This is a genomic window from Microbacterium sp. Bi128 (assembly GCF_918698205.1).
Window position 1 is genome coordinate 1 of record NZ_CAKKMM010000041.1, and the last position, 19,413, is coordinate 19,413.

A 19,413-nucleotide genomic window follows, 5' to 3' on the forward strand; every position below is an offset into this window, starting at 1 on the left:
GTTTCGACCGCCAGGCCCCCGCCACCGGCAGCGTTGCCGGAGTTATGCGGGCGTCACCGGAGCAGCCGGCCAGCGGCACCGGCACTCCTGCCGGAGTCATGCGGGCGCAGCGGAAAAGGAAGAGGGTCGGATGCCGATGGCATCCGCCCCTCTCGGGTTCAGTCTCAGCGCAGGGCGTCGATGATGCCGTTCAGCGTCGCGGAGGGACGCATGACCTTCTCGACCAGCGCGGTGTCGGGACGGTAGTACCCGCCGATCTCGGCCGCGTGGCCCTGGACCGCGTTCAGCTCGGCGACGATGGTGTCTTCGTTCGCGGCGAGGGCCTCGGCGACGGGGGCGAAGACGGAGGCGAGCTCGGCATCCGTCGTCTGCTGCGCCAGCTCCTGCGCCCAGTACAGGGCGAGGTAGAAGTGGCTGCCGCGGTTGTCGATCGTCCCGAGCGCACGGCCGGGCGACTTGTCGTTCTCGAGGAACGTGCCGGTCGCGGCATCCAGGGTGTCGGCGAGCACCTGCGCGCGCGCGTTGCCGGTGAAGCCCGCGTAGTGCTCGAGCGAGGCCGCGAGGGCGAAGAACTCGCCGAGCGAGTCCCAGCGCAGGTAGTTCTCTTCGAGGAGCTGCTGCACGTGCTTCGGCGCCGAGCCGCCCGCTCCGGTCTCGAACAGACCGCCGCCGGCGAGCAGCGGAACGATCGAGAGCATCTTGGCGCTCGTACCGACCTCGAGGATCGGGAACAGATCGGTGAGGTAGTCGCGCAGCACGTTGCCGGTCACCGAGATGGTGTCCAGGCCGTGGCGCAGGCGCGCCAGCGTGTAGCGGGTCGCCTCGGCCGGCGGGAGGATCAGGATCTCGAGACCGTGCGCGTCGATCGTCGCGAGCGCCTGGTAGACCTTCGCGATGATCTGGGCGTCGTGGGCGCGGTTGACGTCGAGCCAGAACACGGCGGGGACGTTCGTGGCGCGGGCGCGGCGCACGGCCAGACCCACCCAGTCGACGATCGCGACGTACTTGGTCTGGGTCGCGCGCCAGATGTCGCCCGCCTGCACGTCGTGCTCGATGACGACGTTGCCGTCACCGTCGACGATCTCGACGCGGCCGGCGGCGGCGATCTCGAACGTCTTGTCGTGGCTGCCGTACTCCTCGGCTGCCTGGGCCATGAGTCCGACGTTGGGCACGGTGCCGATCGTCGCTGGGTTCAGCGGGCCATTGGCGATGACGTCGTCGATCACGGCCTGGTACACGCCCGCGTACGAGGAGTCCGGGATGACCGCGAGGGTGTCTGCTTCTCCCCCGTCGACGCCCCAGAGCTTGCCACCGTTGCGCACGAGCGCCGGCATCGAGGCATCCACGATGACGTCGGACGGAACGTGCAGGTTCGTGATGCCCTTGTCGGAGTTGACGTACGACAGGCGCGCGGCCTCGTCGACAGCCTTCTCGAACGCTGCGGCGATCTCGTCGCCGCCCTCGACCGACGACAGACCCGACAGGATGCCACCCAGACCGTTGTTGGGGTTCAGGCCCGCCGCGGCGAGCTTCTCGCCGTACCGCGCGAACACGTCGGCGAAGTACGCCTTGACGACGTGGCCGAAGATGATCGGGTCGCTGACCTTCATCATCGTGGCCTTCAAGTGCACCGAGAAGAGGACGTCGTCGGCCTTCGCCTGCGCGACCGTCTCGGCGAGGAACGCGTCGAGCGCGGCGGCCGAGAGGAACGTGGCGTCGATGATCTCGCGCGGGAGGACCTTCAGCGAGTCCTTCAGGACCGTCACGGTGCCGTCGGCGGCCGTGTGGCGGATCGTGAGCACGTCGTCGTGAGCGGCGACCCACGACTTCTCGTTGCTCTTGAAGTCGTCGTGGTCCATCGTCGCCACGCGGGTCTTCGAGCCCTCGGCGAACGGCTTGTTGCGGTGCGGGTGCTTCTTGGCGTAGTTCTTCACCGCGAGCGGGGCGCGGCGGTCGCTGTTGCCCTCGCGGAGCACCGGGTTGACCGCGGAGCCCTTGATGCGGTCATAGCGGGCCCGCACGTCCTTGTCGTCGACGCTCGAGGCGTCTTCGGGGTAGTCGGGGATGTCGTAGCCCTGCGACTGCAGCTCGGCGATCGCGGCCTTCAGCTGCGGGATGGATGCCGAGATGTTCGGCAGCTTGATGATGTTGGCCTCGGGGAGCGTGGCCAGGCCGCCGAGCTCGGCGAGCGCGTCGCCCACGTGCTGCTCGGGGGTGAGGCGCTGGGGGAACGCCGCGAGGATGCGTCCGGCGAGCGAGATGTCGCGGGTCTCGACGTCGACGCCCGCCTGGGTCGTGACGGCCTGCACGATGGGCAGGAAAGACGCGGTCGCAAGCGCCGGCGCCTCGTCGGTGTACGTGTAGATGATGGTGGAATCGGGCACGTCGAATCTCTCCGTAGAGGCGGCCAGGGTTGCTCTTCAGCCTATCGCACCGCGGCAAAGTCTCTTGATATCGAGATAGTTGGGGGGTGCCCCCGCGGTACCCGGAGCGGCGCTCGGGCCCCGAGAAACGCCATCCGCGCCGGGAAACGCCACGGCACCGCGTTTGTGGACACAGACGGCGTTTATCGGATCGTCGGCCGGGCGATGGCATCCGAAATGTTGCGCGGATCGGCGGGGCGGATAGCCTGGGCGCATGGCCGACCTTCGTCTCGTCGAACTCTCCGCCTCCACGATCGTGGCGGTGAACACGCTGTCGCTGAAGCCCGGACAGGAGCAGTTCCTCGCTCCGGTGAGCTACGGCATCGCCGCGACGGTGATGGATCCGCAGACGTCGTGGCAGCGTGTCGTGCTCGACGGAGACGAGGTCGTGGGGTTCGTCAGCGCGAACTTCGACCCCGAGGCGCACGAGGAGCACTTCCGCTCGGTTCTGTGGCGCATCAACGTCGACGCCGACGAACAGGGACGCGGCGTCGGTCGCTACGCCCTCCGCGCCCTGCTGGACGAGGCGCGCTCCCGCGGCATGGACCACGTCGACGTCATCTACGAACCGGGCGTCGGCGGCCCCGAGGCGTTCTTCCTCCGCGCGGGCTTCGAGCCCGTCGGAGAGACGGAGTACGGCGAGACCATCGGCCGCGTCCACATCTGACGCGGCGGCGAGCCGCGGGTACGGCGTCAGCGGAGGTCGCGGCGCACGAACGACCACGCGCCCGCCGTCAGCGCAGCCGCGGCCCAGGCCGCAGCGACCGCGACCGCGGCTCCCGGCGTCGGACCGACGGAATCGCCGATGCCCAGCGCGGCGAGATCGAGGCCGACGGCGCGCAGCATCGCGGGGAGCGGCAACCAGGCCACGATGTCGGGCCACAGGGGTGCCACCATCAACGCGATGCTTATCGAGAACGGCGCCACGAACAACGCCGGCAGATGCGCCTGGACCAGGAGCCCCACGCCGAGTCCCCATACGGCCGAGGCTCCTCCCACGCCGAGGACGGCGAGGACGGCGGGGGCGTCGAGCCCGACGAGACCGAAGGCGGGTGCCAGCGCGAGCCGCCCGCCGAGCACCGCGGTCGCGGCCACGAGCACGCCCCCGACCGCGGTGAACGGGACCCGCCCGGTGAGGGCCCAGCGGCGCGGCTGCAGCGTGGCACGCTGCGCCACGACTCCCGTGCGGCGGTCGATCGTGTAGCGGAACGAGCCGTAGATCGCGGCCATCACGGCGGCGTACACGCCGATCACGGTCGACAGCGGCCCCACCACCAGCGCCTTCGCGTCGTCGGGGGCGCCGGCAGCGTCGCCGGGGATACCGGCCGCGATCGAGGCCGAGAGCACCAGCGCGGCCGCGCAGACCCCGGCGAGTGGCAGGTCCGCCGCGAAGCTCCGGCCCTGCGCGGCGAGTGCGCGCCCCATCCGCACCGGGAAGGATGCGGCGGGCCGCGTGGCACCGGTCACGTGAACCTCCGACGTCCGACGACCCACGCGCACACCGTCAGGGCGAAGGTCCAGGCCAGGGCCACCGCCAGGCCGGCACCCGGCGTGAGCAGACCGGGGTGGTTCTGCGGCGAGGCCAGGGCCGCGAGCGACAGTCCCGGCAGGAACCGCGCGACATCGGGCGCGGTGCCCAGCAGCGCGAGTTCGAAGGCGATCGGACCGGCCAGCACGATCGCCGCCGCGACGTAGTAGTTGCCGACGATCCAACCGATCGACGCACCCATCACCGCCCCGAGGAGCGCCGCCGGGAACGCCCCGAGCACCGTCGAGATAGCCGCCGCGGGCAGCGCGAAAGCCCGCCCGTTCACCCCCAGCACGATCGCCACGACCCCGCACCACACCGCGACCAGCCCGGCGGTGAGCACGAGGCCGACGACGACCGCCGCGACCCCCTTGCCGAGGAACGCCCGCGTGAATCCGACCTGCACGATGGATCTGCCCATCGATCCGTAGTAGAACTCGCGGGTGACGCCGAAGGCGCCCGCGAACGCCGCGACGACGAACGTCCACGCCACTGGAGCGAAGAGCAGCGGCGCCGCGTGCGTGGCATCCAGGCTCGTCATGCGGCCCAGGGTGTCGTCGCTGGTGAGGATGATGACGGGGATGAACCCCGCCAGCAGAAGGACCGCGAGCGTATTGGCCCCGCTGTGGGCGCGCAGGATCTCGGCCCGGATCGCCCCGATCACGCCCGGGTCCCTTCGACGAGCTCGAAGTACCGGTCCTCGAGGGAGTCGCCGTCTCCGCGTACGAGGTCGGCGAGGGCGCCGGAGTACAGCACCTTCTGGTTCAGGATGACGACTTCGTCGACCGTGTGCTCGAGCTCGGCAAGCTGGTGACTCGAGACGAGGACCGAGCCGCCGGCCGCGGCGAACGCGCGGAGGTACCGCCGCAGCCAACGGATGCCGTCGGGGTCGAGGCCGTTGGACGGCTCGTCGAGCACCAGCGTGCGAGGCGCGCCGATGAGCGCCGCGGCGAGTCCGAGCCGCTGGACCATCCCGGTGGAGAACGACTTCACCCGCCTGCGGGCATCGTTCGTGAGCCCGACCTCGTCGAGCACCTCGTCGACGCGACGACGGGGCGCACCGACGGCGAGGCGCGCGATCTCGAGGTGGCGCCGGGCGGTGATGCCGACTTCGAAACCGAATCCGTCCATCTGCACGCCGACGTGCGCCGACGGCTGGGCGAGACGAGCGAAAGGCACACCGTCGATGAGGGCCGCTCCGTCGGTCGGCGCGGACAGACCGACGACGGCGCGGAGCGTCGTGGACTTGCCCGCCCCGTTCGGTCCGAGCAGCCCGACGATGCTGCCGCGGCGCACCGCGAACGAGACGTCGTCGACGGCCGTGCGCGAACCGTAGGTCTTGGTGAGGTGGCGCACCTCGATGGCGTTGTCGGTCATGTGCGGTCTTCCTGAGGGTCGTCGAGCGAGGGGAACAGCGAGGCGAGAAGTGCCGAGACGGGATCGGCCACGTGGGTGGACCACACGTGCGAGAGCAGAGAGCGCGTGCCGAGGTGCACGACCGCGCGTCCGCCCGCCGGGACCACCGCGTCGACGGGCACGTCGATCACTCCGACGGCGACGGCGTCGACCTCGACACCGGAGACCTCCACGGGGGCGAAGGCCGAGATCGGCACCGCGTGCGATCGCGGATGCTCCGGATGCGCGACCCCCGAGGCCACGGGCGCGTCGCCGAGGATGCCCCGGGTGGAGAGCACGACCGGGGTGCCGTCGTCGAGCGGGACCGTTGCGGCGGAGTCGGCGGGCACGACCAGCAGCGTGCGCGCACCGTCGACGGCGAAGCCCGCGGAGCGCACGTCCGCGACAGGGATCACCCCGGCCGCCCCGAGGATCGCGGCGACGAGGGTCGCCCCGACCAGGAGGAACCGCACGCGCCCCCGCCCCTTCCGTGCGCCGGCCGCGAGCCACCGCACCACCGGAGCGCCGACCGCGAGGAGGATCGCGACCTGCAGGACAAGTACGAGGAGTGCGCCCACCGGGCCCGCCCCCGACAGGGCGCCCACGGCGCGCTCGAGGGCGAACCACACCAGCGCGGTGGGGACGAGGACGCTGAGCACGCCGAACGGCACGCTCCACCACCGCACCAGTGCCCGCGGTTCGCGCTCGGCGCCGAAGAGCACCCGGCGGACGGCCGCCCCGGCGTCGGCCATCGTGCGCGCACGAAGGTTCGGCTCGTCGATCGCGCTCATCAGCGCGATGTAGCCGTCGAACCGGACGAAGGGCACGAGGTTGACCACGACGACGGTCGCGCACGCGCACGCGAGCAGGAGCAGCGTCCGGCGCGTGTCGGTGTCGACGGCCGCGAGCGCGCACAGCGCCGCGGCTCCGGCGAGCACGGCGTGCACCGCGGGGCCGGCGAGGGCGATGACGACACGGGACGCCCGGGAGGGCAGCCGCCAGGCATCCGTGACATCGACGAAGAACGCCGGACCCAGGTAGAGGAGCATCACGCCCGCGCGGCGGGGCCGTGCACCCGCGTGCGCGAGGCTCACTCCGTGCGCCACCTCGTGGGCGAAGGTCGCGCACACCAGGACGAGAGCGACCACGAGCACGTCGGTCAGCGGGAGCGGAGAGGTGAGGGCCGTCATCGCCTCGCCGGACTGCGCGACCAGCGCGATCCCGCCGAGGAGCACGACCGCCGCGATCGGCCACCGCATCCACCCCACCAGGGCCGGACGAAGCACGCGATGCAACGCGGCGAAGAGTTGGGGCGCGCGCAGGGTCGCGAACTGGATCGTCAGCGGCGGGCGATACGTCACACGCCCGGCCGTCCGCCGCTCGGATCCGTGCAGCAGACCGGCGCGCCGGAATCGGTCGAGGAGGTCGGCGAACTCCGCCGCGGAGTGCGCGGGTGCGAAGCGTCGACGCAGCTCGTCGACGCTGGTCGCCCCGTCCATCGCCCGCAGCGTCTGTGCGACCGCGGTCGACACGCGCGAGACGGGCACGCCGTCGACGGTGACGAGCCAGTGGTCCGCGTCCGCTCCGGGTTCGAGACGGACGGATGCCGACACCCGCGGATCCGCGGCGACCTCGGGGGTCCGCGCTTCACGCGTCATGGGCACCTCCGTCGTCGACCCCGGTGCGCAGGAGGAGCATGCCCTCGCCGTCGGCGACCCCGGGGCTGCGCACGGGGATCGTCGCGGGCGGGCGGAATCCGTTCTGCTCCAACTCGGCCGCGACGGTCGCGGCATCGAGCAGCTGCAGACGGGTGGTCAGCACGGGCACGGGCTCCGGGGGCGCGGGCAGCGGCAGTGGCATCCAGTTGACCACCCGGCGGGAACCGTCGGGGTCGACCTGCTGCGATTGCAGGTAGCGGGTCACGCGGTCGCCGGATGCGACCGAGATCTCGCGATCGCCCGAGGTGCGCAAAGCGCGCAGGGCCTCATCACCCGCGACCGACAGCAGCAGGGTGCCGGTCGGCGCGAGGTGGCGTCGGACGGCGCGGAAGAGACGTCGGCGATCGTCTCGGTCGAGCAGGGTGATCGACGTGGCCGCGATCACCACGAGGTCGAACTCGCGACCGAGGTCGAAGGCGCGCATGTCCGCGACGACGAGGTCGCAGGGGGCGCCCGGCGGCAGAGCATCGCTCAGCCGCTGCAACATCGAGGGAGACAGGTCGAGCGCGGTGACGGACTTCCCGACGCGCAGGAGCGGGAGCGTGACCCGGCCGCTTCCGGCCGCGAGGTCGAGGACCGCGGGTCCGCTGCGACGCGCCACGGCGAGGACCTCCCCGATCTCGGATCTGTCGGGACCGACGAGCTCGTCGTAGAAACGCGCGCCGTCGCCCGCGTACACGTCGCGGGGCTCGGCGCGACGACCGGCGTCGTCCAGGAGTCGGTGCACGGACAGGGTGAGCGGAGCGGTCATGGATCCTCGTTCCGGGGGCGGTGGGCTGCGGAACCGTCGAGGGGGACACGTACGGGACGTCTCCCCCTCGACGGCGGCGATCAGGTGGCGATGGCGACCGTCGCGGCAGCGATGGCGATGATGTAGCTGGCGTGCTCCCACCACTCCATCGGGGCGTCGAGCTCGTCGAGCTCGTCGAAGCGCAGAGCGAGATCGTTGGTCATGTGTCACCTCCTCGGGTGCCGACAAGGACTGGATGCCGCGGGCGCGGCACCCGTGAGCGGGTTCAGGTGGCGGAGAGGGCGAGGAACCCCAGGGCCACTCCGTAGCTGAAGCCGCGGAACCAGTCCCATCCGTCGTCGGGGGCGTCCATCGAGTCGAGCTCGACGAACTCCAGCGTGGGCGTCATGTGCATGTCACCTCCTCGGGGTCGTGTCGGACGAGCGGCTGAGCGTCACGTGGCGATCGCGACACCGATGCCGACCACGGCCAGACCGCCCAGGACGCCCTTGTAGAAGCTCTCCCAGCTGGGGGTCTCGAGGGCGTCGAGCTCGTCGAACCGCAGCTGCGGCGAAGGCGTGGAAGACGTCATTGTCATCACCTCCTCCCTCTGCTCTCGGGGGCGAGCGGGGGCAGGAGGCGTGACCCCTCGGCGGACGGGTTCGGGTCCCATCGCGCTCGATCGAGGACGTCACGCACGTCGGGGGCCGTGATCCCGGGGAGGGCCGGCCCCCGACGTGCCCACCGCCGCTCCACCCGTCCGGCGATCGACGCCAGGGCGTCCTCGCTCGGGCGCGGCGCGAGCGGCAGCCCCCAGCGCGCGACGAGGGCGTCGATGCCGGCCGCCGGAGCGAGCGGGAGCCGCGCCTCGCGGACCACCTCGCGCCAGAACGCCTCCAGCGGCCCGAGCGATCCCCAGCGGGAGTCGCCGTCCTCGATGCGCTGCCACACGCGGGAGACGACCGACGCCGTCGCCCGCATCTTCGTCGTTCGGGCGACGAAGGACACCTCGTTGGCGAGGTACCAGTGGCGGGGGCTGAAGGGCGCGCGTCCGCGGAGCGCGGCGCTGCGCTGCGTGGCCGCGCTGCACCGGGCGATCCGCAGGCGTGCGGCGTCCGAGAGCGGGCCGTCACCGAGCGCGACCAGGGCGCGTGCCAGGATCACCGCGTGCGCCGTCGCGCGCGGATGCGCCCGGGCCGCGGTGCTCGCGCCGGCGAGACGCAGGAGGGCCTCGAGGCAGCCGGCTCGCACGTCGCGGGCATCGAGCGAGCGGTAGTTCACGTCGTCCAGGACGGCGTACCGCGGCCGCAGCACCTCGCCGAGCAGGAGGCACTGCCCTCCGGCCGTGCGGACGATCGCGACCGCATTGGACTCCGCCGATGTACCGACGGTCGTCGGCACGGCCACGACGTCGATGCCCGCGGCATCCCCCTCGGGGATCCGCACGACCGGGGCGCCGTCGGCGCGGGCGAGCGCCCAGTCGAGCGTTCGGGGAGCGGAGACGCCGATCGCGGCGACGTTCACCGCGTCGATCGTGGTTCCGCCGCCGATCGCGACGACGACCCCCGCCCGAGCGGCGCGCACGCGTTCGCTCAGGTGGGCGACCGCCGTGGCATCCAGTTCTGCGGGATCGACCGCGATGACCGTGTCGATGGACTCGAGACCGCGCGCGAGGTGTGCGATCCGCTCGTCGACCACGACCGCCGCGCGGCGGCCCGACGTGATCGCGGCGCAGGCCGCCGGCGTGATCGCCGAGCCCGCGACGAGGGTCGACCGCCGTCGCCGGATCGCTGCGCTCACGGGGCGACCTCCGACACGCGCGAGAGCCCGACACGGATCGCCGTGTCCAGCTCGGCGAGATCGCCGTCGTCGAACCCGTACGCGGGGATGAGCTGGATGCCGTCGACCCCCGGATGCACGACCGCGCCCGCGTCGCCGATCGCGGCGACGACGTCTGCCACGCGTTCGGCGGGCAGTCGCGGAGTCGCTCCCGACGAAACGGACGACCGCGCCGGTGTGGTCGACGGTCGCGACGCGCCGGGCTCGGCGAGGGCCACGGCGAGGAAGGCTCCGCGTCCGCGCACCCCGACCGCGAGCCCGTCGCGCACCAGTCCGTCGGCGAGCGCGCGCAGCCGCTCACCCAGCCGGCCGACGGTGGCACGCACGTCGGTGCGGCGGACCTCCTCGACGACGGTGCGAATCGCGGCCGCGACGGCCGGTGTGCCGGCCTGCGTCTCCCCGTGCACGAACGTCGCGCCGCGGTCGCGGAAGCCGGCCACGATGCGGGGGCTCACCAACAGCGCGGCGGCGCCGAGTGCGCCGTTGGTCAGCGCCTTCGAGAGCACCAGGACATCGGGCGGGCGCGACCACTCCCCCGAGGCGAACAACGCTCCGGTGCGCCCGAAGCCCGTGGCGACCTCGTCGGCCACGAGCAGGAAACCATGCGCGTCGCGGAGGTCGAGCACCGCGTCGATGAACGCGGGGTCCAGCGGGTGGGCGCCACTGCCCAGGAGCGGCTCGATCACCACCGCGGCGACCCGCGCTCCCTCGCGGCGCAGCAGTGCCGTCAGCTCCGCCCCGCTGTCGGCGTGGTCGACGTGCCGCACCGCACGCCGGTCGAGGGCGTACGCGCCCTGACCGAGCGCGTCGCCGCTCAGGGCGTGGCTGCCGTACATCGTGCCGTGGTAGCTGCCGCGCAGACCCACGACGAGCGTGCGTGCCCGATCGCCCCGCTCGACGTGATGCTGTCGGACGAGCTTCATCGCGGCATCATTCGCTGCGCCCCCGGAGGTGGAGAAGATCACGCGCTCGTAGGCGTCGCGACCGGCGAGACCGAGCAGGGCATCGGCGGCCTCTTGCGCCGGACGATGGACGCCGCGGAAGAGCGACAGGTAGGACGCGTCGCGGAGGGCAGCCGCGACCGCCTCGGCGATGCCCTCATGCCCATACCCGAGGGGCACGTTCCACAGGCCGCTCGTTGCGCACAGCCGGACCGATCCGTCCGCGTAACGGATGCGGTGCCCGGATGCGGACACGGCGATCCGTCCGGGGTCGACCACTGGGTCCGCGGGCGACAGCGCCGGCCAGACGGGGCTCATGCCCCTCCCCCGACGACAGCGCCGGGCACCGGTACGCCCGTGCGCACGCCCAGGAGGTCTGTCGCCTCGGCGCAGAGTCGGAGCGCCGCGGCCGCGGAGACGCCCAGTTCGTGTGCCACGCGCTCGGCCGCGCGGGCCGCGTCGGGCGAGGTCTGCACCGCCGCCACGACCGTCGCCGTGGCCGCGGGAACACGCTGTCGACGACGCGTGCGCACGTCGACGAGGAGGAGACCTGCGGGCGTGGTCACGAGGAACGGGTCGTCGGGATGGGGCTGCGTCATGCCGGCTGTGTCGAGCACCGACCAGCCGAACCCGTCGATCGACCCCGCCCCGGGCTCGAGTCCCAGCGCCGCGACCACCTCGGCCGCGTACCGATAGCGCCCGAGCCAGGGCCGCGCCGCGAGGTCGGCCGCCACGCGCTCGGGCAGCGTGATGCCCGCGATGGCCGTCCACCGCGGCACGGGTGTCGTCAGCGCCGTGCCGACGGGGCCGACAGCACCGCCCTGCGCCCCCGCGGTCGCGCTGCCGTCGCCGTGCACGTGGAGCGAGACCGGCGCTGCCTCCGCGAAGGGAGCGTCGAGGACGGCGGCATCGGCGAGACGCAGCCGCCCGTCGATCAGAGGCGCCGTGAAGACGCCCGTGTCGCGGGCGAGCTCGGCGTCGTCGAGGAAGGCTCCCCACCCGTCGGCGTCGAGGAACCGGACGGCGGTGGGACCGATGAGTTCGACGTAGGCGGCCGCCGCGTAGTGCTGGAGTTCGACGGTGTATCCGGCCACGTGCAGGGTGTCGCCGACATCGTCGAAAGCACCGCTGTAGCGGACGACATGAGCCACCGTGTCGACGCGCGCGTCGGCCGGGACGAACAACACGTCATCGCGGCCGAGGGCTGCCGCTGCGGGAGCGGTGGGCGCGTCGGGAGCACAGAACACGGCCTGTCGGAACGACTCGTGCCGGCCCGTGATCCACTCCACGACCATGCGCGCATCGCGCGCATCGACTGCCCCTCCGGTCACCGGATACATCCCCTCGCCACTGCCCCGCGCACTTCCGGAGCGCGGGGACCCTCCGTCGAAACGGGGGTCGAGAAGAAATGTATACATGCCGCCGAGACGCGGCGAGGCACGCGGGGGCCGAATCACCCGACCCGGAAGAGGCGCTCACCCCGCGCCGCGAACACGTCAGGTTCGGCACGACAAGCGAACGGATGCCACGACCGCAAGGCCGTGGCATCCGTCCTCCGATCCGTCAGACGAGCGACTCCCGCCACGCGGCGTGCAGCTGCGCGAACTTGCCGGTCCCGGCGATGAGCGCGTCCGGGGCGTCGTCCTCGATGATGCGACCGTGCTCCATCACGAGCACACGGTCGGCGATGGCGACCGTCGACAGCCGGTGGGCGATGATGATCGCCGTGCGGTCGGCCAGCAGCGTCTGCAGCGCGTCCTGGATGAGGCGCTCGCTGGGGATGTCCAGCGACGCCGTCGCCTCGTCGAGGATCAGCACCGCGGGATCGGCGAGGAAGGCCCGAGCGAACGAGATCAGCTGCCGCTGCCCCGCCGACACGCGTCCGCCGCGCTTGTTCACGTCGGTGTCGTAGCCGTCGGGCAGCTTCTCGATGAACCCCTCGGCCCCCACCGCCCGGGCGGCGGCACGGATCTCGTCCATCGTCGCGTCGGGCTTGCCCAGCGCGATGTTGTCGGCCACGGTCCCGCTGAACAGGTACGCCTCCTGCGTCACCATGACGATCGCGCGCCGTAGGTCCTTCGGGTGCAGCCGCCGCAGGTCGACGTCGTCGAGCGTGACGGCCCCCTTCGTGGGGTCGTAGAAGCGCGAGATGAGCTTCGCGAGCGTCGTCTTGCCGGCGCCCGTGGTGCCGACGAGGGCGATCGTCTGTCCGGCGGGGATGTCGAGCGAGAAGTGCGGCAGGATGACGCGCCCCTCCGAGTACCCGAACGTGACCTCGTCGAAGCGGACGTGCCCGCGGGCGCTCCACAGGTCGACGGGGTCGACCGGGTCGGGGACCGTGGGCTCCTCCTCGAGCACGCCCGAGACCTTCTCGAGCGCCGCGGTGGCCGACTGGTACGAGTTGAGGAAGAATGCGACCTCTTGCAGCGGGGCGAAGAAGTTGCGGACGTACAGCACGGCCGCGGCGAGCACACCGATCTCGAGCGCGCCACCAATCACCCGGCCGCCGCCCCACAGGAGCACGAGGGCGACCGAGACGGATGCCACGGCCATCAGGGCCGGCTCGAAGGTACCGAACAGGCGGATCGAGCGCATGTTCACGTCGCGGTACTGGCCCGCGAGCTCACCGAACTCCTCGTCGTTGCGCGGCTCCTTGCGGAAGGCCTTCACGGCGCGGATGCCGGTCATGCTCTCGACGAACTTCACGATCACCTGCGCGCTGACCACGCGAGACTCTCGGTAGATGACCTGCGACCGCCCGTAGAACCAACGCATCAGCAGGAACAGCGGAAGGCCCATGACGGTGAGGACGAGGCCGGACTGCCAGTCGATGAGGAACAGTGCGACGAGGGTGAACAGGCCGTACAGCACGCCCGAGACGAGCTCGTTCAGCCCCCCGTCCAGCAGCTCGCGGATCGTGTCGAGGTCGCTCGTCTGGCGCGAGATGATGCGGCCCGACGTGTACGACTCGTGGAACTCCAGACTCAGGCGCTGGGTGTGCAGGAAGATGCGCTTGCGCAGGTCGAGCATGACCGCCTGCGTGAGGCGCGCCGCGACGACGACGTACCAGCCGATCAGGACCGCACCGCCGATGCCGGCCGTGAGGTAGATCGCCACGACGAGGATGGTCGGCATCCAGTCGTTGTTCTGAATGACCGCGGGCAGGGCGTTGTCGATGCCGAAGGCGATCAGGGCGGGACCCGCGACCCGCAGCGCCGTCGAGACGACGAGCACGGCGGCGGCGAGCACGAGCTGCCAGCGCAACGGCGACACGAGCGAGCCCAGCAGACGCAGGGATCGCTGGCGGATCGCGCGGCTCTCGACGCGCGTGTAGTCCGAGCGATCCTCGCCGCTGGTCCCGGAGACGGTGGTGGCGCTCATCGGGTGGGCTCCTTCTCGGAGGTGGTGTCATCGGCCGCGGCGGTTCGGCCGCCGTCGGATCGGATGACCGGGATCGCCCCGGTCTGCGCCTCGCGCTCGGCCTCGGCCTCTTCGAGGCTCGAGATGACGTGACGGTACGCGTCGCTCTCGCGCAGCAGATCCGAGTGCGCGCCGACGGCGGCGATGCGCCCGTCCTGCAGCAGCGCGACACGGTCGGCGAGCGTCACGGTCGAGGGCCGGTGGGCCACGACGAGGGCCGTGGTCTCGCTCAGCACCTGCCGCAGCGCGTCCTCGACGAGGGCCTCGGTGTCGACGTCGAGAGCCGACAGCGGGTCGTCGAGCACGAGCACCGCGGGCCGGGCCGCGACCGCCCGGGCGAGAGCGAGACGCTGCCGCTGACCGCCGGACAGGCTCAACCCCTCCTCGCCGATGACGGTGTCCACACCGTCGGGCAGGTCGTGGACGAAGTGCGCCTGCGCCACTTCGAGAGCCTCGCGCAGGACGGCCTCGGCTTCGGGCGACCCCGGCGGGAGTTCTTCCCGGCCGAGCAGCACGTTCTCGCGCACCGTCTGCGAGAACAGCGTCGCGTCCTCGAACGCCATGCCCACGTGCCGACGGAGTTCGGACAGACGCAGCTCGCGGACGTCGACGCCGTCGAGGAGCACGCGCCCGCCCGTGACGTCGTACAGGCGTCCGGGCAGCGTGGTGAGAGTGGTCTTGCCGGAACCGGTCAGCCCCACGAGGGCCATCGTCTCCCCCGGACGCAGGCTCAGATCGACCCCGTCCAGCAGATCGGGCTCGGAGTCCGCGGCATCCTGGTACCGGAAGTGGACACCCTCGAACACGAGCTCCCCGCGGGGCGCGGCGATCGTGCGGGGCTCTGCGGGGTCGACGATGGTGTTCTGCTCGTCGAACACCTCGAAGATACGGTCGGTCGCGGTGCGCGCGTCCAGCAGGAACGAGAACAGGAAGCCGATCGACTCCATCGGCCACCGCAGCACCGTGGCCATGGCGAAGAACGCCACGAGCTCGGGGATCTGCAGCTCTCCGAGCTGGGTCAGCACGATGCCGGCCCCCAGGCACACCGCGAACGCGATGTCGGGCAGCAGCACGAGCCAGAACCAGATCCACCCGATCGCACGGGCCTTCCCGAGCTCGGTCTCGCGCAGCGACTCCGCCTGCCGCGTGAACTTCTGCAGCGCGTGCTTCCCGCGGCCGAAGGCCTTGAGGACACGGATGCCGTGGACGCTCTCTTCCACCGAGGTGGCCAGGTCGCCCGCCTGGTCCTGGCTCTGCCGGGCGAGCGCGCCGTAGCGCTTCTCGAAGCGGTAGCCGGCGTACCACAGCGGCGCCGACGCGATCAGGAAGAGCGTGCCCAGGAGCCAGTGCCAGCGGAAGAGCAGGACGGCGCCGATGAGGATCGTCAGGACGTTGACGATCAAGAGGATCAGGCCGAACGCCAGCCAGCGGCGCAGCATGCTGATGTCCTGCATCATGCGCGAGAGCAGCTGCCCCGACTGCCACCGGTCGTGGAAGGCGACGGGCAGACGCTGCAGCCGCGAGTAGAACGATTGGCGGAGGTCGTACTCGACCTTGGTCGCGGGGGCGAGTACGAACCAGCGGCGCAACCACACCATGCCGGCTTCGGCCAGCCCCAGCCCGAGGATGAGGAGGGCGCCCCAGGCCAACTGACCGGGGTCGCCCGAGCTGATGGGACCGGCGACCAACTGCTCGAGGACGAGCGGGATCGCCAGGGCGAGGACGCTCGCACCCAAGGCGCTCACGGCACCGAGCGCGAGGCGCGGGAGCACCGGCCGGGCGATCGGAAGCAAGCGCGCGAGCGAGCGGGGTGTCGAGAGATGCGGGCGGGACGGTGCGGTGGTCATGATCCTCGTGGGGTCGAAGCGACGCGCCGGAGTGGGCGCGGGAAAGGGGATGCCAGGGGGGAACCGGCGGAGGTCCGCCGGGCGTGCGACGCGCGAGCGGTCGGAGCGCTACGGGCGGGCGACGGCGGAGAAAGCGGCACGCACGACGGGGGCGTCGATCTGGTCCATGGCATCCTCCTCGATCGGTACACAGCCACCGGGGGGCGCGGCAGCTTTTCAGGATATGCCTGAGAGATCCCTGGAGGCAAGACTCGATTCGAGCGTCCGGGCGCCGTCCGCTGCCGCGGGCTCCGGTGCCCGAGGGGTCACGCCGCGGCTTCGCGCTCGAGCAGGCGGCGCTTGACGTCGATCCCCCACGCGAATCCGCCCATCGTCCCGTCCCCGCGGAGCACCCGGTGGCACGGCACGAAGAGCGCCGGCGCGTTCCGGGCGCAGATGGATGCCGCCGCCCGCACCGCCGTGGGAGAGCCCAGGGCGGTCGCGAACCCGGTGTAGGTGAGCGGCTGCCCGGGACGGATACCGCGCAGGGCGGCCCACCCCCGCTGCTGCAGCGGCGTGCCGAACTGCGCGACCTCGACGCCGTCGATCGCGGCGATGTCGCCGTCGTAGTAGGCGCGGACGGCGCCGGCGGCCCGGGTCTCGCCCGTGACGACGGACACCGGACGGTGGGCGGGTCGCAAGCGCGCGAGCACGGCATCCGTGTCGTCGGTCCAGCCCGCGACCAGCACGCGGTCGGCGTCGTCGGCGAGGATCGCGAAGGGGCCGTCGGGGGTGTCGACGAACTGCAGGGTCGCGGCGGTCACGGTGCTCACGGGGCGGGCTCGCTTTCGGTGGGAGACGGGACGGTGTCGGTCGCGCGCCACGCCTGGGTGACGGGCGCGGCGTACCAGTAGTGCGCCATCGCGTAGCTGCGCCACGGAGCGAGCCGGTCCGACCAGGCCGTGAATCCGGCGGCGTCGGACGGAAGGCCGAGGGCTGCGGCACCCGCGCGCGCGGCGACGTCGCCCGGCAACAGGACGTCGGGGTCGCCCAGCACACGCATGCGCACGTAGTCGGCGGTCCACGGGCCGATCCCCCGCAGCGCGAGGAGACGGGCGCGCTGTTCCGCGCCGTCGTCGCCGGGACCCAGAGCGAGCGAGCCGTCGGCGAGTGCGGCGGCGGTCGTGACGATCGCCCGGCGACGGGCCTCGGGCCCGCGCAGCACGTCGATGCCGCGTTCCGCGATCACGGCGGGCTCAGGAAACAGCGTCATCGGCGAGCCACCGATCTCGGTGGCCTCTCCCAGCTCGGCAGAGAGGCGGCCCTGCATCGTGCGGGCCGAGGCGACGCTGATCTGCTGACCGATCATCGCCCGCAGCAGCATCTCACCGGCATCCATGGCGCCGGGCACCCGCACGCCCGGGATCGCGGCGACGGCGGGCGCGAGCTCGGGGTGCCGTGCCAGTGCCTCGTCGATCGCGAGCGGATCGGCGTCGAGGTCGAACAGGCGGCGGACGCGCGCGATGAGCGTGCCGAGGTCGGCGAGGGCGGTCAACCGGGCGCGCAGACGCAGCCGCGAATCGGCGTCGCGACGCACCTCGAACCACGCCGGTCCGCCCGGGAGCCGCACGACCCGGGCGAACGACGCGTCTCCGCCGCTCTCGACGCCGGGGACGGCGTGCGCCCGCATCCAGCCGAACAGCCCTACCGTGTCGATCGGCCCGCGGACGGGCAGCGCCAGGTCGATCTCGCCGACGGGGACCACCCCGGCGGCCCGCGTCCGACGTGCCCGGAGGGCGGTGGGCGACATGCCGAACACCTCGCCGATCGTCTCGGTGAACTGCCGGACGCTGGAGAACCCCGACGAGAAGGCCACGTCGGTCGACGACAGGTCGGTGCCCACCAGCAGCGCGCGGGCGGTGTGGGCGCGCTGCGCCCGGGCCAGGGCGAGCGGTCCGGCACCGAGTTCGGCGGTGAGCAGCCGCCCGAGGTGACGCGCCGAGTAGCCCAGGCGCCGCGCGAGTCCGGGGACGCCCTCGCGATCCACCACGCCGTCGGAGATGAGGCGCATCGCCCGGGCCGCCACGTCTCCGCGGACGTCCCACGCGGGAGAACCGGGGGCGGCCTCGGGGAGGCACCTCTTGCAGGCGCGGTAGCCCGCCTCGTGCGCTGCCGCGGACGTGGCGTAGAACGTCACGTTCGCCTCTTTCGGCGTGCGGGCCGGGCAGCTGGGCCGGCAGTAGATGCCCGTCGAACGCACGGCGGTCACGAACTGCCCGTCGAAGCGGCGGTCGCGCGACTGGATCACCCGGTAACGCTCGTCGAAGCCCCGGGCCTCTGTCGCGGTGATCGTCATGGCATCCACCCTGCCACCGACCTCCGACACTGTCCGGCGGAAATCGGACACGAGGATGCCGGTGCGGCGGCGCCGCACGCGGGTTCGTACCGTGCACGCCAGCCGCTGAGCCGCAAGCCGACCCCGATTCGGGGCGCGTTCTTCTGTTTGGGGCGCGGAATCCCACGCCCCGAACGGAGAATCGCGCCCCGAACCCGGCTGCCGCGAGCCCTCGGCCGCGGGCTCAGCGCTCGGTGATCGCGAAGCCGCCCGCGGGTAGCACCACCGTCGTCTCGCCGTCGAACGCGGTCGTGCGCAGCAGCGCTCCGCGCGCGTCGTACACCCGCACCGTCCCGCCGCCCGAGACGGTCGTCCGCTGCGCGGCCGGGGCGCTGGAGTGCACGAGCTCGCTACGGCTGTCACCGCCCGCCAGCACCAGGCGCGACACCCACGGCCGCACGATCAGCCCGTCGAGCACGAGGTCGCCGCGCAGCGCGGTGACGTCGACCGTGCTGCGACGTTCCGGGACCGGCGCCCGCAGGGCGTGCGGCAGCAGCGCTCCCGCCGTGGGCGAGATGCCCTGAGCGGGACCGGTGACCTTCAGCGCGCCGTTCCCGCGCCAGCGCGAGAGAGACGTCTCCCCCGGCTGCGAGAACACGACGGGTTCGACCCAGCGACGGGAGTCCGAGGGACCGATGTCCCACGTGGCGCTCTGCCCTGGGCGCAGGGTGAGCGCGTCGCCCGACCAACTGGACTCTCCCGTCCAGGACTCCGGCGTCGACACCGTGCCGTCGGTGGCCGTGGCATCCTCGGCTTCGACGAACGACAGTCCGACGCGGTCCGCGACCGAGGTCAGCGCCGTCGCCCGCGCAGCGATGTCGGGGTGGGCGTCGAGCGCGAGCGCGGTGAGCAGGCCGTGCATCGTCGACTCGGCCCCGCTGTTGCGGTTGACCGTGCCATCGGGCTGCAGGCCGTCGAAGGTCACGCCCGTCGCGGGGTCGTACATCTGTGCGGCGGCGTGGTTGGCGCCGAAGAACCACGCCGCCTGCATCCCGGCCAGTTCGGCGAACGCCGACGAGCCGGTGGTGTCGGCGAGAGCGACGAGCGACTGCACCCGCGAGTCGGCGCCATAGGCGATCTGCACCCGGTCGGTGGGGCTCGGGAACCAGCCGTTGTCGGGGCCACCCGCCGTCAGCAGCGTCGTCGTGAACCCCATCGCGTCGGCGATCGCGGGATCTGCCAGCGCGGGGTCATCCAG

Annotated in this window: 17 protein-coding genes and 1 pseudogene; 1 reads left to right on the forward strand and 17 read right to left on the reverse strand. The window is 72.3% G+C overall.

Going from position 1 to position 19,413, the window contains the following annotated elements; translation table 11 throughout:
- Positions 1-164: 164 nt before the first annotated feature.
- A complete protein-coding gene (locus LQV45_RS05600) occupies positions 165-2,384 on the reverse strand; it encodes an NADP-dependent isocitrate dehydrogenase (RefSeq protein ID WP_230006136.1) in 2,220 nt (739 codons plus the stop codon).
- Positions 2,385-2,637: 253 nt separating this feature from the next.
- Here LQV45_RS05600 and LQV45_RS05605 point away from each other — a divergent pair, with 253 nt between their 5' ends.
- Positions 2,638-3,090, forward strand: a complete 453-nt coding sequence (locus LQV45_RS05605; RefSeq protein WP_138176529.1) for a GNAT family N-acetyltransferase — start codon at positions 2,638-2,640, stop codon at positions 3,088-3,090.
- A gap of 26 nt (positions 3,091-3,116) precedes the next feature.
- On the opposite strand, the gene LQV45_RS05610 is transcribed toward LQV45_RS05605, so the two are convergent.
- The 16 genes and pseudogenes from LQV45_RS05610 to LQV45_RS05675 all read right to left on the reverse strand — a co-directional run.
- On the reverse strand, positions 3,117-3,890 hold the full coding sequence (locus LQV45_RS05610) for a hypothetical protein (RefSeq protein WP_230006137.1): 774 nt from the start codon (positions 3,888-3,890) through the stop codon (positions 3,117-3,119).
- The gene (locus LQV45_RS05615) at positions 3,887-4,615 is read right to left on the reverse strand and encodes an ABC transporter permease (protein ID WP_230006138.1); all 729 of its coding nucleotides are present in this window, start codon (positions 4,613-4,615) and stop codon (positions 3,887-3,889) included. The genes LQV45_RS05610 and LQV45_RS05615 overlap by 4 nt, the downstream gene beginning before the upstream one ends.
- Positions 4,612-5,328, reverse strand: a complete 717-nt coding sequence (locus LQV45_RS05620; protein WP_230006139.1) for an ABC transporter ATP-binding protein — start codon at positions 5,326-5,328, stop codon at positions 4,612-4,614. The genes LQV45_RS05615 and LQV45_RS05620 overlap by 4 nt, the downstream gene beginning before the upstream one ends.
- Positions 5,325-7,004 (reverse strand): daptide biosynthesis intramembrane metalloprotease, encoded by a 1,680-nt coding sequence (gene mpaP / locus LQV45_RS05625; protein WP_230006140.1) that lies wholly within the window; start codon positions 7,002-7,004, stop codon positions 5,325-5,327. Before mpaP ends, LQV45_RS05620 begins: the two co-directional genes overlap by 4 nt.
- A complete protein-coding gene (gene mpaM / locus LQV45_RS05630) occupies positions 6,994-7,815 on the reverse strand; it encodes a daptide-type RiPP biosynthesis methyltransferase (RefSeq protein ID WP_230006141.1) in 822 nt (273 codons plus the stop codon). The genes mpaP and mpaM overlap by 11 nt, the downstream gene beginning before the upstream one ends.
- A gap of 80 nt (positions 7,816-7,895) precedes the next feature.
- Positions 7,896-8,018 carry an MpaA3 family daptide-type RiPP gene (gene mpaA3, locus LQV45_RS35630; RefSeq protein ID WP_289508590.1) on the reverse strand — a complete coding sequence of 41 codons (123 nt, stop codon included), beginning with the start codon at positions 8,016-8,018 and terminating at the stop codon, positions 7,896-7,898.
- A 62-nt stretch (positions 8,019-8,080) separates the two neighbouring features.
- Positions 8,081-8,209, reverse strand: coding sequence for an MpaA2 family daptide-type RiPP (mpaA2, locus tag LQV45_RS35635; protein WP_289508589.1), 129 nt, complete (start codon positions 8,207-8,209; stop codon positions 8,081-8,083).
- 39 nt (positions 8,210-8,248) lie between these two features.
- Positions 8,249-8,386, reverse strand: coding sequence for an MpaA1 family daptide-type RiPP (gene mpaA1 / locus LQV45_RS05635; protein WP_171024342.1), 138 nt, complete (start codon positions 8,384-8,386; stop codon positions 8,249-8,251).
- 5 nt (positions 8,387-8,391) lie between these two features.
- Positions 8,392-9,594 (reverse strand): iron-containing alcohol dehydrogenase, encoded by a 1,203-nt coding sequence (locus LQV45_RS05640; RefSeq protein ID WP_230006142.1) that lies wholly within the window; start codon positions 9,592-9,594, stop codon positions 8,392-8,394.
- A complete protein-coding gene (gene mpaD, locus LQV45_RS05645; RefSeq protein WP_230006143.1) occupies positions 9,591-10,892 on the reverse strand; it encodes a daptide-type RiPP biosynthesis aminotransferase in 1,302 nt (433 codons plus the stop codon). Before mpaD ends, LQV45_RS05640 begins: the two co-directional genes overlap by 4 nt.
- Positions 10,889-11,905, reverse strand: a complete 1,017-nt coding sequence (mpaB, locus tag LQV45_RS05650; protein ID WP_230006144.1) for a daptide biosynthesis RiPP recognition protein — start codon at positions 11,903-11,905, stop codon at positions 10,889-10,891. The genes mpaD and mpaB overlap by 4 nt, the downstream gene beginning before the upstream one ends.
- A 232-nt stretch (positions 11,906-12,137) precedes the next feature.
- Positions 12,138-13,955: an ABC transporter ATP-binding protein gene (locus tag LQV45_RS05655; RefSeq protein ID WP_230006145.1), complete on the reverse strand. Its 1,818-nt coding sequence runs from the start codon at positions 13,953-13,955 to the stop codon at positions 12,138-12,140.
- Positions 13,952-15,841, reverse strand: coding sequence for an ABC transporter ATP-binding protein (locus LQV45_RS05660; RefSeq protein WP_230006146.1), 1,890 nt, complete (start codon positions 15,839-15,841; stop codon positions 13,952-13,954). Before LQV45_RS05660 ends, LQV45_RS05655 begins: the two co-directional genes overlap by 4 nt.
- Before the next feature lie 305 nt (positions 15,842-16,146).
- Complete coding sequence (locus LQV45_RS05665) at positions 16,147-16,644, reverse strand: methylated-DNA--[protein]-cysteine S-methyltransferase (RefSeq protein ID WP_230006147.1); 498 nt, start codon at positions 16,642-16,644, stop codon at positions 16,147-16,149.
- Between the two features lie 5 nt (positions 16,645-16,649).
- Complete coding sequence (locus LQV45_RS05670; protein ID WP_230006148.1) at positions 16,650-18,176, reverse strand: DNA-3-methyladenine glycosylase 2 family protein; 1,527 nt, start codon at positions 18,174-18,176, stop codon at positions 16,650-16,652.
- A 223-nt stretch (positions 18,177-18,399) separates the two neighbouring features.
- Positions 18,400-19,413: pseudogene (locus LQV45_RS05675) on the reverse strand (hypothetical protein); the annotation flags it as partial.

Coding starts and splice junctions, on each gene's coding strand:
- LQV45_RS05605 (WP_138176529.1), top strand. CDS start 2,638: ATGGCCGACCTTCGTCTCGTCGAACTCTCCGCCTCCACGATCGTGGCG.
- LQV45_RS05620 (WP_230006139.1), bottom strand. CDS start 5,328: ATGACCGACAACGCCATCGAGGTGCGCCACCTCACCAAGACCTACGGT.
- mpaP (WP_230006140.1), bottom strand. CDS start 7,004: ATGACGCGTGAAGCGCGGACCCCCGAGGTCGCCGCGGATCCGCGGGTG.
- mpaM (WP_230006141.1), bottom strand. CDS start 7,815: ATGACCGCTCCGCTCACCCTGTCCGTGCACCGACTCCTGGACGACGCC.
- mpaA3 (WP_289508590.1), bottom strand. CDS start 8,018: ATGACCAACGATCTCGCTCTGCGCTTCGACGAGCTCGACGAGCTCGAC.
- mpaA2 (WP_289508589.1), bottom strand. CDS start 8,209: ATGCACATGACGCCCACGCTGGAGTTCGTCGAGCTCGACTCGATGGAC.
- mpaA1 (WP_171024342.1), bottom strand. CDS start 8,386: ATGACGTCTTCCACGCCTTCGCCGCAGCTGCGGTTCGACGAGCTCGAC.
- mpaD (WP_230006143.1), bottom strand. CDS start 10,892: ATGAGCCCCGTCTGGCCGGCGCTGTCGCCCGCGGACCCAGTGGTCGAC.
- LQV45_RS05655 (WP_230006145.1), bottom strand. CDS start 13,955: ATGAGCGCCACCACCGTCTCCGGGACCAGCGGCGAGGATCGCTCGGAC.
- LQV45_RS05660 (WP_230006146.1), bottom strand. CDS start 15,841: ATGACCACCGCACCGTCCCGCCCGCATCTCTCGACACCCCGCTCGCTC.
- LQV45_RS05670 (WP_230006148.1), bottom strand. CDS start 18,176: ATGACGATCACCGCGACAGAGGCCCGGGGCTTCGACGAGCGTTACCGG.